Origin of the sequence: Bradyrhizobium sp. AZCC 1693 (genome assembly GCF_036924745.1) — a bacterium.
Taxonomy (GTDB): Bacteria; Pseudomonadota; Alphaproteobacteria; order Rhizobiales; family Xanthobacteraceae; genus Bradyrhizobium.
Map to the genome: position 1 here is coordinate 7,455,743 of NZ_JAZHSD010000001.1, position 13,441 is coordinate 7,469,183.

Sequence of the window (13,441 nt, forward strand, 5' to 3'; positions counted from 1 at the left end):
CGTCGCCCCCTCCAACGAAATCAATGAGTTGACGTTAACAAAACCTTAAGTCGGCCAATCCAAGATTCAAACCCGCAGGCGAGGGCGCTTCGCCGCAGAACTCATTGAGGCCGCGAGATTTCCTGGATGGGGCAAAGGGCTGCCGCTGGAACTGGGTCGCAGGGCCGCGCTTTGGCGCGGGCGGCCTGGCTGTGCCTCGGCCGGCCGCTTGCCTTTGTCCTGCTGCTCGCCGGCCTCGCTGTTTCGCAGCCCTGCCGGGCCGACGATCCGGTCCGGGGGGAGGCGACGTTCACGTCCGCCGGCGGCTTCGCGCGGCTGGTGTTGAAGCTGGCCGAGGACGTCGAGTCAGACGTTTCGACGGCGGGTTCGATCATCATCATCCACTTCAAGCGCCCGGTGGATATTCCCGTCGAAAAATTGTCGGACGCTGTTCCCGACTACGTCGGCTCGGCGCGGCGCGATCCCGACGGTACGGCGATCCGGCTGTCGCTGTCGCGGCGGGCCACCGTCAACACCATGACGGCCGGGGAGCGGATCTTCGTCGACTTCCTGCCCGATAGCTGGACCGGTCCGCCGCCCTCGCTTCCTGCCGCGGTCGTGCGCGAACTGGCGGAACGGGCGCGGGCCGCCGAGCGGGCGCTGCGCGCGCAGATGGCGGTCAATGCCGCAAAGAAGAGGCCGCCGGTGCGTGTCCGCGCCTCGGTGCAGCCGACCTTCGTCCGCTTCGTGTTCGAGATGCCCGACGGCGTCAACGTGTCGTCGGTGCTGAACGATCAGAAGCTGACGCTGCAGTTCAACGGCGTGCTCAACTTCGACCTGGCGGATGCGAAAGTGGCGGCGCCGCCGAACATTGCCTCGATCAACCAGCGGGCCGACATCGATTCTTCCGCAGTCGACATCGTGTTGATCGGCGAGGTCGACGTGCATTCCTTCCGCGAGGAAAAGAACTATGTGATCGATGTCGCCTTCCAGCAGGCGGAAAAGCCGGCTTTGACCGCGCCGCAAGCCGAGGCCAAGCAAGCCGTACCGGCCAGGCCTGGGCCTGCTTCGCGGATTTCGCGCGACAAGGACCTGAAGGAATCGCCGCCGCAGCAGCCGGCGGAGATTCCGCCCGTCACCTCGGAGACGATTGCCGAACAGGCCAGGATCGAGATCAAGCCCGCCCAGGTTACCGAAGCGCCGGCCGTGGCCGAGGCCGCAATGCCTGCCGTCGAAAAAGTGACGCCGGCCAATGACAACGTGGCTCCCGCGGCCGAGAAGATGGCAGCCGTTGCGGAAAAAACATCACCGCCGGCGGAAGCCGCGAAAGCGGTGCAGCCTGCCGAACAGGCCCAGGCCGCCGCTGTGGAAGCACCGAAGGCGGTGGCGCCCAGGCAGGCTCCACTTCCCGCGGAGCCGCCGAAGCAGCCGGCGCCGGCGGCATCCAGTCCGCCGCCGGAAAGCGGCGCCAAGGACAAGGCCGCCACCGTCGAGGCGAGGCGTGACAGCGACGGCCTGCGCGTGACGTTCTCCTTTGCCGCGCCGACCCCGGCTGCGCTGTTCCGCCGTGCCGACACGGTGTGGCTGGTGTTCGACCATGCCGAACCGGTCGATATCGAACCGATCCGCGCCAAGGGCGGCGCCATCATCGGCGATGTCAGCCGGCTGCCGCTGGAAAAGGGCCAGGCCATCCGCCTCCGCCTCAACCGGCCGCAGATACCCTCGCTTGAAAGCGAAGGCCGCGCCAACGGCGCCGAGTGGACGCTGACCTTCGCCGACCGCGGCCAGGCGTCGCCGCTGCCGCTGATGGTGCTGCGGAACATTACCGATCCCGCGCGCGCCAATGTCACCGTGCCGCTGGCCAATGCCGGTGCGATGCACCGGCTGGTCGATCCCGACGCCGGCGATACGCTGCTGGTCGTCACCGCGCCGCCGCCGACTCGCGGCCTCATCAAGCGGCAGGATTTCGTCGAACTATCGCTGCTGGAATCCGTGCACGGCGTGGTCGTGCATCCGAACTCCGACGACATCAACGCCGAGGTCGGCGCCGACAAGGTGATGCTTGGACGGCCCGGCGGATTGACGCTGTCGTCCGCCGACGTCGCGGCCGAACGCGCCACCGCGGCGGTGAGGCCGCTGTTCGACGCCAACGAATGGCGCAAGAACCGGGAAGAGAAGTTTCTCCCGCGGCTGGATGCGCTGATCAAGGCAGCGGCCGCTGCGGTGCCTGGGCAAAAGACGCAAGCCCGCCTCGAGCTTGCTAATTTCTACATGTCGCGCGGGATGTATCAGGAGGCGAGAGGGGTGACCAACCTCATCCTCTCCGAGACCAATCAGGGGAGCGAGGAGGCCAGCGTGCTGATGGTGCATGCGGTCGCCAGCATCCTGATCGGCCATCCCGAGCGGGCGCTGAAGGATCTTGCAAGTCCTGCGATCGGCAACGGCTACGATTCCCAATTGTGGAAAGGCTTCGCGCTCGCCCGTCAGGAAAAATGGGCAGACGCGCGCGAAAAGTTCAAGAACTCCGAATTCTCAATCGCCGCGCTGCCGCCCGAACTGCAGCGCATCGTCACCGCGGATGCGATGCGGGCCTCGCTCGAGGTGAAGGACTATGCCGGGGCCTCGCGGCGGCGCAGCGAACTGGAGGTGATCGGCATTCCCAACGAGATGAAGCCCGAGATCGCGGTGCTGCGCGGGCGGCTCGCCGAGGCGCTGGGGCACGAAAAGGACGCGCTCGACGCCTACAGGTACGCGGCGCAGTCCCGCGACCGGCAGGCGTCGGCGGAGGCGAGGTTGCTGGAGGCCTTGCTGCGGCACAGGCGCGGCGAGCTCGACCAGGCCGAGTTGCTGCGTGAGCTGGAGACGTTGTCGGTCACCTGGCGCGGCGACGCGATCGAGTTGAGGGCGTTGAACAAGATGGCCCAGATCTACGCCGAAAACGCCCGCTATGCCGACTCGCTCGGAGCCGCCAAGACCGCGACGAAGTTGCAGCCCAATTCCGAACTGTCGCGGCAGGGCCAGGATGCGGCGTCCGCCTTGTTCGCAGAGATCTATCTCGGCTCGAAGGGCGACGACATGAAGCCGGTCGACGCACTCGCCATGTTCTATGAGTTTCGCGAATTGACGCCGATCGGCCGGCGCGGTGACGAGATGATCCGACGCCTCGCGGACCGGCTGGCTACGGTCGACCTGCTCGACCAGGCCGCGGAGCTGCTGCAATACCAGGTCGACAAGCGGCTGGAGGGAGCGGCGCGCGCGCAGGTGGCGGCGCGCCTTGCCATGGTCTACCTGACCAACCGCAAGCCGGACCGGGCGATCGCGGCGCTGCGCCTGACCCGGATCGCCGATCTCTCCGGCGAACTGCGGCAGCAGCGGCTGCTGCTCGAGTCACGGGCCCAGAGCGACATCGGTCGGCATGATCTCGCGCTCGATATCATCTCCAACATCACCGGCCGCGAAGCGATCCGGCTGCGCTCCGACATCTATTGGGCGTCGCGGCAGTGGCGGGAGGCTTCCGAACAGATCGAACTGTATTACGCCGACCGCTGGCGGGATTTCAGGCCGCTGAACGCCGCCGAGAAAAGCGACGTGATCCGCGCCGTGGTCGGCTATGCGCTGGCCGGGGACGCGATCGGCCTGGCCCGTTTCCGCGAGAAATACGCGCCGCTGATGACCGGCGAGGCCGACCGGTTTGCATTCGACACCGCAAGCAAGCCGGCCGCGTCCAACAGCACCGAATTCGCCGTGATCGCCAAGATGGCCGCCAGCGTCGACACGCTCGACGGCTTCATCCGCGAAATGAAGATCCGCTTCCCGGATGCGACCGCCCGCGCGCCGCTATCGCCGGAAATGTCCGGGGCCGAGCCGGTCCATACCGGCGCCTTGCCCGCGATATCAGGCATCCGGCGGATCGAGTTGAAGAAGCCGGTGAAGTAACGGATTTGGCCGCAGGTTCGGCCAATTTTTGACCAGTTGACGCATTAGGCAGGACGTCAGCGTCGCCTTGGCGGTGCTTGTTATCGTCTCTAGCTAGCTGCCCAAAACTGGCCGTCCGATGCCGCTGACCCGGGACCGAATTATTGGACACGACAACGAACGCCTGGCGTTCAGGTTCACCATGCTGAACGCCGCCGACACGGTCGAGTGCCAGATCAGCGATGCCGCATTGGACGAGCTCGGAGGCGTGAAGGGTACGGAAAGCATCGCAAGGCAGGCGCAATTTTTGGCGCTGCGGGATGCCGTCGAGGGCATCGCATCCGAAATCTTCGACAAAGGGCCGTGCGTGAAAGGCCAGATCGTCAGGATATTCACCAAGCACGTTCAGAAATCACCGCCATCGCTGGCCGACCCGATCGCGACCGGCGCGGAGCCGGATACGGACAACACCGTTTCGCTGCGGGTCATTGCCGAAACCAGGCCGGCAAGCGCAGCGCAACAATAATGCGCCGCGCTGCGGTCGCCTCCAGAGCGGCCGCATAACAGCAGCCGCGTTCGTATCACGGTCCCGGCGTCACCCAGGCGGTTGAAATCGTTCCTTTCGAGTCCAGCGCGATCCGCCAATGCGACGCGCCGTTTTCGTGCCGGACGCTGTAGACGTCCTCGCCCTGGGCGCCCACGCCCAGAAATATGACTGACTGCACCGCGCGCAGCTCGGCAAGGCCGGACTGCAGGTTCGGCAATTGCTGACGGGTAGCTTCGGCCAGACCCGCGCTCATTTCGCCGTAATTCGGCTTGCCGCTGATGATTCCCTCAATGAGGCGGCGGAGAGCTGCCTCGGTCCCCGGGCTAGCGGACTGGCTTTTCACCTTTTCCTCTATCCGGCTTGTTATCTGCTGCGCGGTTGCCGCGTCGATGCGTTGCATTGGGTAGCTCGCACCACCCTGGTGCAAGATCACGGATGTTGCCGGCCCCCGTTCCCCCCGGACGAAAGTGATCTGTGCGTGGACAACGTCGCTGAAAAATTCAGTTGGGCTCTGCGCATGGAATGGGACGTCGCGTTGTCCCGTCAGACACGTGAGCAGATGATCGGCCTCGCGCGTGACCGCGTAAACGGCGTTGTCGTTAAACGGATAGAACCCGACGTAATTGTCGAGGGTCGCGGCAGCCACGATAATCTTCTGACGCGCGGGTTGGCCGGACGGATCGTGGCCGGGCGGCGGTGATCCTGTCTCCTGCGCCGATGTAGCGCTGCTGGACGCAATTCTGGCGGCCAGCGCATTCCAATCCCGGCAGCCGAGAATTTTGGCGATCAGTTCCAGAGACTCGCTGTGGGTGAGGGAAACCGACTTAGCGTTCAGCGCTTCACGTAGCGTTTGTGCCATAGCTTTTGTGTCGCGGAAATCGCGCATGGGACGATCCTCTGCATCGACGAACGGAGAAACGTCAGGAGCTTGCGTTGCTGACCCGTTCGCTCGGGGCATGAGGAAAGCCTGAAAGCGCGGCTTGATACGTTCACCGTACCCGGGAGGGGGCGCAAGCGGCGGGTCGTATCCACCTGTCGAATTTGTGCGCCTCTGATCCCGGATTTGTCAATCGTCACGGCGCGCGGAATGGGGCCATCGAGCGCGACGAGATGGCGCGTCGTTCCGTCACCCCTCGACAGATGCGCGTCAAAGCGGCAACCTGCAGGCACGACCTGCCGGAGGACGCCATTGCGATGAGCAAGCCCGCCAAGACCGAAGCCGAACTCATTGCGATGGCGCGAGCCGAGTTGAAGGTCCACGTCGATTGTCCCGAGGGCATTGCGATCTCGGTGATCCGCGACGGCGATAGCTGGGAATTCCGCGCCAAGGCCGACGACGCCACGATCGCCAAACCGGGCTATCCCGAATGCGTCGCCATGCTGGTCCAGATCGGCGACCACCTCTGCAAGCAGTATGATTTTAGGGAGTGAGGGGCAGTTGCCAGCGTCCGGCCCGGCTTGACTGTCCAAAACGTCTTCACACCGTAAAAATCCGCCCCGGGTTGAGAATGTTCTTGGGGTCGAGGGCGCGCTTGAGCGTGCGCATCGTTTCGATTTCCTCCTCTGTCCGGCTCATTCTTAGGTAAGGCCGCTTCAGGATGCCGATACCGTGTTCGGCCGAGATCGAGCCGCCGAATTCGCCGGTGATGTCGTAGCCGAGTTTTTCGAATTCATCGTGCTTGTCGGGCGTGTGCTCGTGATGCACGTTGACGTGCAAATTGCCGTCGCCGGCATGGCCGAGCACGATGACGAACGCTTGCGGATCAATGGCCCTGACGCGCGATTCGATCGTATCGATATATTGCTCCATCCGGTCGATGACGAGACTGACGTCGAAGCCGATGCGGGCGGTGTAAGGGAAGCTACGGCTCAGTTCGACGCTGGAATCGCGGATGCGCCAGATCGCGGCGGCCGATGCATTGGAGGTCGACAGCGTGGCGTCGAGGATCAGTTTGTCGCCCATCGCCATCTCGAGCAGCTTCTCGAGGTCGGCATGAATGCGCTCGGGATCGCTGCCGGAAGCCTCCAGCAGAACGTAGAACGGGTGGTGCGTTGGCAGCGGTCCGGCCAGGCCCTTCACGCGCTCGAGGGTGAGGCGGTAATACGCATTCCACATCACTTCAAATGCGGTCAGTTCGCCGCCGAGACGCTCCCGCGCCATCTTCAGGAATGTAATTACCTGCCCGAACGAGGGCAGGGCGCACAGCGCCACCTGCCGCTCCGCCGGTGCTGGAAAGACGCGCAGCGCAGCGCGCGTCACCACGCCGAGGATGCCCTCGCTGCCGATGAAAAGCTGTTTCAGGTCGATGCCGGTGTTGTTCTTGATGTACTTGCGCAGGCCTTTGAGCACGGTGCCGTCGGCGGTGACGACTTCGAGGCCGAGGACCAGGTCACGCATCATGCCGTAACGGATGACGCGGTTGCCGCCGGCATTGGTCGAGATGTTGCCGCCGATGGTGCAACTGCCGCGCGCGCCAAGGTCGAGCGGAAACATCAGGCCATCCTGCTCGACCCGCTCCTGCAGCTTTTGCAGCGGCGTGCCGGCCTGCGTGATGGCGACGCCGGCGGAGGCATCGACCTCTTCAACGCTGTTCATGCGCTCCATCGACAGCACGATTTCGTTCGCATTCGGCAACGCGCCGCGTACCAGCCCGGTCATGCCGCCCTGCGTCGTAACCGGGACACCTTCGCGATGACAGAGCCGCAGCAACACCGAGACGTCCGCGGTCGTTCTCGGGCGGACGACCGCACGCGGTTTCGGCACCGGATTGCCGGCGATATCGTGATGATAGCGCGCATCGATGTCGCCGCCTGACAGCACCGCGCCCTGGTCGAGCGCGTTGCGCAGTTCGTCAATGAAGCCCTCGGACATGCCTCGCCTCTTCTTTATGAGAAGTTTGGCCGAAGCTTTACATGCGACGTGGCCAGGAAGAAACCCGGCCCGGCATGGGAAAATGCGTCTTTAAAGGTGGTGGTCTATCTCGACTAGCGCCGCGGCCGCCGCGCCGCCCCTGATCGGCGGCGGATCGCTTCTTCCTGCCGCTCCGGCTCGACCGACGTGATCTGGTTGCAGGCGTCGCACTTGTAGACGTAGACGAGCGGGCGCAATCCGATTCGGGGCAGCTTTCCGATCCTGACCGTGCCGATCCCGCAAATTTCGCAGCGTGGCGGCAAACCGGTTTCTGGATGCGGTGCGGGCATATCTAACGATCGCTGAGTAACAATGAACAAAGGAAGGTATCAGCGAAACTGGTCGTTGATTGCATCTTAATCAAGGAAATGGGGGTCCGTAAGAATACGAGGTCCGCCACCGGCGTCCATCTTTTGCCACCAAATCGACCCCGGCCGGGCATCCAAACAACACACTGCAGGTTGTAGATTCGAATGGCCAACGCGCGACCACACGGAAAATTCCGCCGGATCCTGTCCGGCCGGATTCCCATATGTGAGGCGTGCAGAAATGTCTTCCACCAACGGTCACGACACATCGATGCGAGCGGCGCTGGCGACCGCGGAGGCCGCGGCGTCCCGTCCATCGCCTGCCGACAGATTCAATATCGACCGGGAAGGGCCGGCAAAACGCGCCGGAAAACTTCAGGCGCTGCAACAACAATTCCAGAAACTGAATGAATATTGCGACGAGGCGGTCGCCGAAATTCGCGCTTCGCTGGAGCGGGCGGCGCCGCGCCAGGGGTAGTTCCGGCTACGAGGCCCGGGCTTTCCGGAGCAAGATAACATTTCGAAGAAACGTCATCTTGTTCAGGGCGCTCCGGGCCTCGCTATTCTCCAATCGAAGCGAGACATCACGAACTTGGATGCTGCTTCACAATGCCTCACTTCTTGTCGATCTTCGTGACCGCGTCCGTCTTGTCGATCTTCGTGATGGTCCTGGTCCCCGCCGCGTCGCTCACGGCAAAGCTCACCCTGTCGCCGGCGTGCAGGGCATTCAGCCGTGCGCCATCCTGGACCTTGAATTCTTCGGTCGCGGCGCCGGCGTTCGCGCCGGTGGTGCCATCAGGCATATCCTTGATCGAGATCGTGCCGGTGATCCGGTCTATTCTGGTCACCATCCCGGTCCGCATTTGCTGGGCAAGAGCGGACGTACCGGCGATGCTGAGGGCCGCGGTGGCGGCCATAATCATCCCTGCGATTTTCATGAAATACTCCGGCTGTGGGACGTCTGCGATAAGCCGGAATTGCGGCATTAGTTCCGCGCCGAAGCGGGATTGCGGCATTTTCTTCAAGGCAAGAATTAAAGTTGCGGCCCTGATTCAACCAGAACCGATGAAGTTCTAGGCCGCACCGGCCTCGGGCTCGAGTTCGGTTTCCGTCACCGTGCGGTTACGGCCGAGCCGCTTGGCTTGATACAGCCCGCGGTCACAGCGCTCGATCATGGCGTCCGCGGATTCGGCGAGGCGGAATTGCGCCACCCCGATCGAAACCGTAATGCTGCCGATCTCCTTGCCGGTTGCGCGGCGGGTCAGCTTCGCTTCGGCAATGCGGCGGCGAATGCGCTCGGCGACCGACGTACAAGCCTCGAGGTCGGCGCCCGGAAGCACCGCGATCAATTCCTCGCCGCCATAGCGGGCTGCGAGATCGACTTCGCGAACGCCTTCCTGCAGGACCTTGGCCACCAGCCGGAGCACCTGGTCGCCGACCTGATGGCCATAATCGTCGTTGAATTTCTTGAAGTGATCGATGTCGATCAGGAAGACGCTGAGAGCCTCGTCCTTTTCCATCGCCGTGATCTGGGCGAGGCGGAGAAATTCATCCATCGAGTGCCGGTTGGCAAGCCCGGTCAGCGCATCGGTGTTGGAGCGTTGCTCGGCCGCCTTCAAGGAGTCGCGGATGCTGTCCAGTTCCTCCGAGGTGGCGGCGAAATTTGCCTCCAGCGTTGCGGCTCGCGCCGTCGCCTTTGACAATTCATCAACCAGTTTCGCAATGATCGTCCGGGGATCGCTGGTTCCGGCGGCTTCGGAGGACACTTCGCCGAGCGCCTTGATGTGGGTCTGGTTGTCGGTGACGGCGGTATTCAGGAACTGCTGGGCGGTCGCTATCAGCCCGCTCAATTGCTCGGGAAGGTCACCGAGCGGGTCGGGGCTGGACTGCGGCGTCACATAGGTAATGTAGAGTTCGTGGTTGATCGCCGGGTCGAATTTGCGCTTGCCAGCGATCAGGATATCGATGGTCTTGCGCAGCGCCAGCGAATTGCCCAGGGAATATTCGAACCAGACCGCAAAATTGGTCGGGGTGGCAGGAACTGATTGCTGCGCCATCAACCGCATAGCCCGGTCGGCAATCGTCGTTGCGTATTCGGCGTCCATATCGCCGATAGGCTGGCCTGCCATCGTTTGACCCGGTGATGCGTTTGCTACGAAAATTCGTTTCCCTGGCATCCATTTGTGCACGAAGGAACTAATCTGACCTTAAATTCGCTCAGAAACTCCGCGGCAAATACGTAACCAATATTGACCTATTTGGCCGTGGAACTTGCGGAAACCGGCCGCTAGCTGCCGCCGTAACTCTGCACCAGGCTCCCCGCCACCAGCGACCAGCCGTCGACCAGCACGAAAAAGATCAACTTGAACGGGAGCGACACCACGACCGGCGGCAGCATCATCATACCCATCGACATCAGGACCGATGCGACCACGAGATCGATGATCAGGAAGGGGAGGAACAGCAGGAAACCGATCTCGAAAGCGCGTTTCAGTTCGGAGATCATGAAGGCCGGGACCAGGATCCGCAGCGACAGGTCTTCCGGCGTTGCCGGCAGCGGCTCGCCGGAGAGGTCGACGAACAGCTTCAGATCCTTTTCACGAACGTTCTTCTGCATGAAGCCGCGCAGCGGCACCGAAGCCTTTTGCAGCGCTTCCTCGACCCCGATCTGGTTGGCGACAAGCGGCTTGATGCCGTCGTCATAGGACCGCTGCAGGACGGGGCCCATCACGAACGCGGTCAGGAACATCGCGAGCGCAATGATCACCGAATTGGGTGGGGCGGTCGCGGTGCCCAATGCGGTGCGCAGCAGCGACAATACGACGACGATCCGCGTAAACGAGGTCATCATGATGAGGATCGACGGCGCGATCGACAGCACCGTCAACAGCGCGATCAACTGGATCGCGCGCTCGGTGACCCCGCCGCCGCCCTGGCCGAGACTGATGCTGATATCCTGCGCCAACGCCGGATCGGCGAGCGATCCGGCGGCGGTCAGGACTAGGAAAAATAAAACTCTACGCGGAGAAGTCGCCGGCCTCACGAAGGGTTCTTCGGCCGGCCCAGTAGGGACGCCATCTCGTCTTCGAGATTTTCGAAGCCGCTCTTCTGAGGGGCCGGCGTGGGAGCAGGGGGCTCGCCGCGGGCGGTGCGGGCAGGCGGCGTTTCCGGTGCCACCGGTGGCGCCACCGGTTCGGCCGGCCGGCGCAGGGCGGCTTCCAGCCGCTGCGCCATCTCGGCGAGATTCTGGTCGGCACTGGAAGGCGCGGGGGCCGGCGGAGGAGGAGGTGGTGGTGGTGGCGCGGCTGCGCGTTCCGGCGCTCGGGTCGGCGCCTCGCGGACAGGCGGCGCCTCACGGACAGGCGGCACCTCACGGATAGGCGGTGCTTCGCGGGCTATCGGTGCTTCGCGGACTGACGCTGGATCGCGGACCGGCGGTGCCTCGCGGGCTGGCGGTGCCTCGCGGACTGGCGGTGCCTCGCGGACTGGCGGTGCCTTGGCCAGCTCGCGCTGCGGCCGGGGCATCAGCGGTTCGGGACGGGTCAGGCGCGGCGGCCCCGCTTCGGGACGACCGCTGATCGATTCCGGCGCAAAGCCCGTCAATGGTTCGCTGCGGCGCTCCGGCGGCGGCGCCGGGCGGCGGATTTCGTCGGCGAAGGAGGGCCGTGCGGGGCGCGGCGGCGGCTCCGGCATTTGCGGTTCGGCATGATGATCGTCGGCCGATCGCGAATCGGATCGTGCCGCCTCCTCGCTCCAGGCGGCATCGGGCAGCGGCGCGATGCGCGGCGGCTGCTCGCCGACGGCCGGGCGCGGCGCCATCTGGTCGCGGTTGGGCATCGCGCGCACGATGTTGGGTTCGACCACGATGTCGCTCGGGCCGCCAATCATCAGGAGATGCTCGACATTGTCGCGCCGTACCAGCACCAGGCGCCGGCGGCCGTCCACGGCAGCGGCGTCGATCACGGCGAGCCGCGGCATCCGTCCGCGCTGCGTGCCGGCGCCGATGCGGTTGTTGGCGTAGCGGCGAACCAGCCATGCGAACACGCCGATCAGCGCCAGAACGGCGATGAATGCGAAGAGGAATGTCAGTGTCTGCATTCTTTAGTCCCCGGCCACGGGCCGTTCTCCTGGATTGCTGGCTTCAAGTGCGGTCTTAGGTCTTGCTGTCCGAGCATGTTCCCCCGGGAATACGGTTCCCGGCATCCTGACCATGCCCCGAAGCGATCCGCAGACGGCGAATCACGCCCGAGATCAGCCTTATTTCTTAATTCCCCGCGGCGAACGCCGCCGTCCGGTTAACTAATAGACCAAGAATCGCTTGAGCCAAAACGACTTCTGAGCGCCCCAAGCCGCGTTGGCCGCTGCTGGTTAACGCAGTTTTCGTGGCGAAAATGCGCTCGTTTTGCCGCTGTCAGCCGGTATTGGCTGATGGCGACGGCGATCGAGCGTAATTTTAACCAGCCGTTAACCATACACCGGGCAAATTCTGCCTACCTCGCGGCGTCTGCCAGAGGTTAACGGGGACCAGCTCGATGGCCATCAACGATCTTCCGATCCTGTCGGCGCTGCGCACCAAGATGCAGTGGCACCAGGAACGCCAGCGCGTGCTCGCCGAAAACGTGTCCAATGCCAATACCCCGAATTTCAGGCCGAGCGACCTGGTCGAGCCGAAGTTCGACAACAAGGGCGCGAACGTCGGCGGTGCGATGGGCTCGCTTGGCATGATGCGCACCTCATCGACCCATATCGGCGTTTCCGGCGGCGCACCAAGCTTCAGAGGAGACGGCGGCAAGGACGGCTTTTTGACCAAGCCTGCCGGCAATTCGGTCAATCTGGAAGACCAGATGCTGAAGGTCTCGGCCAACCAGATGGACTATGCGGCCGCCACTTCGCTCTACACCCGCAGCCTGGGCCTGCTCAAAACCGCCATCGGAAAACGCTGACGCGCCGCGATTAGGAGAACCGGGTCATGGCAGATGATGGAAGCGATTTCGCCCGCTCGATGAGCATCGCGACCTCAGGGTTGCGCGCGCAGGCAGGGCGGATGCGGGTGATCTCGGAAAACATCGCGAATGCGGATTCCACGGCGCCGACCGCCGCCGGCAATCCCTATCGCCGCAAGGTGCCGACATTCTCGTCAGCGCTCGATCGCACGCTCGACGCAAGGGTGGTGACGCTCGGCAAGGTCAGGACCGACCAGTCGGAGTTTCGCGTCAAGCATGAGCCGAGCAATCCGGCGGCGGACGCGGCCGGCAACGTCAAATACCCGAACGTCAATCCGCTGGTCGAAATGACCGACATGCGTGAGGCGCAGCGGTCCTATGAAGCCAACCTCAACATCATCAGCGCCACGCGCCGCATGATCCAACGCACGCTCGACATCCTCAAGGCCTGAACAGGAACCATAGAAAATGGCTTCACCCACCGTTGCAGCAAACGCCTACGCCGCGCTTTCGCGCATCATGGAATCCGGCGGCGCCGAGAAGGGCGGCCAATCCGCCGGCGGCCCGTCCTTCAGCGCGCTGCTCAAGGACGCGGTGGGAAGCGTGCTGGATGCCGGCAAGAAATCCGACGCCCAGACCATGGCGATGAGTTCGGGCAAGGCCAACGTCATGGACGTGGTGACGGCGGTCGCAGAGACCGACGTCGCGGTCTCGACGCTGGTATCGGTGCGCGACCGGGTGATCCAGTCCTACGAGGACATCATGAAGATGCCGATCTGACGGTGGCGAATTGCGAATAGGGAGTGGCGAATAGCGTGACGGGCAGTTCTGAGATCCA

14 protein-coding genes are annotated in these 13,441 nt (G+C 63.8%); 7 read left to right on the top strand and 7 right to left on the bottom strand.

The features are described 5' to 3' along the window. The first annotated feature begins 126 nt into the window (after nucleotides 1–126). Nucleotides 127–3,915 carry a tetratricopeptide repeat protein gene (locus tag V1293_RS35320; protein WP_334516352.1) on the top strand — a complete coding sequence of 1,263 codons (3,789 nt, stop codon included), beginning with the start codon at nucleotides 127–129 and terminating at the stop codon, nucleotides 3,913–3,915. 118 nt (nucleotides 3,916–4,033) lie between these two features. Continuing rightward, complete coding sequence (locus V1293_RS35325; RefSeq protein WP_334516353.1) at nucleotides 4,034–4,420, top strand: DUF1488 family protein; 387 nt, start codon at nucleotides 4,034–4,036, stop codon at nucleotides 4,418–4,420. Between the two features lie 55 nt (nucleotides 4,421–4,475). On the opposite strand, the gene V1293_RS35330 is transcribed toward V1293_RS35325, so the two are convergent. Beyond that, on the bottom strand, nucleotides 4,476–5,327 hold the full coding sequence (locus tag V1293_RS35330) for a glyoxalase superfamily protein (RefSeq protein ID WP_334516355.1): 852 nt from the start codon (nucleotides 5,325–5,327) through the stop codon (nucleotides 4,476–4,478). 308 nt (nucleotides 5,328–5,635) lie between these two features. On the opposite strand from V1293_RS35330, the gene V1293_RS35335 reads away from it, so the two are divergent. Further along, the gene (locus V1293_RS35335) at nucleotides 5,636–5,872 is read left to right on the top strand and encodes a hypothetical protein (protein WP_334517056.1); all 237 of its coding nucleotides are present in this window, start codon (nucleotides 5,636–5,638) and stop codon (nucleotides 5,870–5,872) included. A 46-nt stretch (nucleotides 5,873–5,918) separates the two neighbouring features. Here V1293_RS35335 and V1293_RS35340 read toward each other — a convergent pair whose 3' ends face one another. Next, a complete protein-coding gene (locus tag V1293_RS35340; RefSeq protein WP_334516356.1) occupies nucleotides 5,919–7,313 on the bottom strand; it encodes an FAD-binding oxidoreductase in 1,395 nt (464 codons plus the stop codon). 113 nt (nucleotides 7,314–7,426) lie between these two features. Beyond that, nucleotides 7,427–7,642 carry a hypothetical protein gene (locus V1293_RS35345; RefSeq protein WP_334516357.1) on the bottom strand — a complete coding sequence of 72 codons (216 nt, stop codon included), beginning with the start codon at nucleotides 7,640–7,642 and terminating at the stop codon, nucleotides 7,427–7,429. A gap of 259 nt (nucleotides 7,643–7,901) precedes the next feature. Here V1293_RS35345 and V1293_RS35350 point away from each other — a divergent pair, with 259 nt between their 5' ends. Further along, on the top strand, nucleotides 7,902–8,138 hold the full coding sequence (locus V1293_RS35350) for a hypothetical protein (protein WP_334516358.1): 237 nt from the start codon (nucleotides 7,902–7,904) through the stop codon (nucleotides 8,136–8,138). Between the two features lie 136 nt (nucleotides 8,139–8,274). Here V1293_RS35350 and V1293_RS35355 read toward each other — a convergent pair whose 3' ends face one another. The 4 genes from V1293_RS35355 to V1293_RS35370 form a co-directional block, all read right to left on the bottom strand. Further along, nucleotides 8,275–8,598 carry a copper-binding protein gene (locus V1293_RS35355; RefSeq protein WP_334516360.1) on the bottom strand — a complete coding sequence of 108 codons (324 nt, stop codon included), beginning with the start codon at nucleotides 8,596–8,598 and terminating at the stop codon, nucleotides 8,275–8,277. 135 nt (nucleotides 8,599–8,733) lie between these two features. Beyond that, nucleotides 8,734–9,717 carry a GGDEF domain-containing protein gene (locus V1293_RS35360; protein WP_334517057.1) on the bottom strand — a complete coding sequence of 328 codons (984 nt, stop codon included), beginning with the start codon at nucleotides 9,715–9,717 and terminating at the stop codon, nucleotides 8,734–8,736. Between the two features lie 230 nt (nucleotides 9,718–9,947). Next, the gene (gene fliP / locus V1293_RS35365; protein ID WP_334516362.1) at nucleotides 9,948–10,703 is read right to left on the bottom strand and encodes a flagellar type III secretion system pore protein FliP; all 756 of its coding nucleotides are present in this window, start codon (nucleotides 10,701–10,703) and stop codon (nucleotides 9,948–9,950) included. Further along, nucleotides 10,700–11,758, bottom strand: coding sequence for a flagellar biosynthetic protein FliO (locus V1293_RS35370; protein WP_334516363.1), 1,059 nt, complete (start codon nucleotides 11,756–11,758; stop codon nucleotides 10,700–10,702). The genes fliP and V1293_RS35370 overlap by 4 nt, the downstream gene beginning before the upstream one ends. Before the next feature lie 434 nt (nucleotides 11,759–12,192). Between V1293_RS35370 and flgB the strand changes: the two genes are divergently transcribed. From flgB to fliE, 3 genes are read left to right on the top strand one after another with little or no spacing between them, the layout of a single operon-like run. Continuing rightward, the gene (gene flgB, locus V1293_RS35375) at nucleotides 12,193–12,603 is read left to right on the top strand and encodes a flagellar basal body rod protein FlgB (protein WP_334516365.1); all 411 of its coding nucleotides are present in this window, start codon (nucleotides 12,193–12,195) and stop codon (nucleotides 12,601–12,603) included. A 26-nt stretch (nucleotides 12,604–12,629) separates the two neighbouring features. Beyond that, nucleotides 12,630–13,055, top strand: a complete 426-nt coding sequence (gene flgC, locus V1293_RS35380; RefSeq protein ID WP_334385390.1) for a flagellar basal body rod protein FlgC — start codon at nucleotides 12,630–12,632, stop codon at nucleotides 13,053–13,055. A 16-nt stretch (nucleotides 13,056–13,071) separates the two neighbouring features. Further along, nucleotides 13,072–13,383, top strand: coding sequence for a flagellar hook-basal body complex protein FliE (fliE, locus tag V1293_RS35385; protein WP_212421629.1), 312 nt, complete (start codon nucleotides 13,072–13,074; stop codon nucleotides 13,381–13,383). The last annotated feature ends 58 nt before the right edge of the window (nucleotides 13,384–13,441 follow it).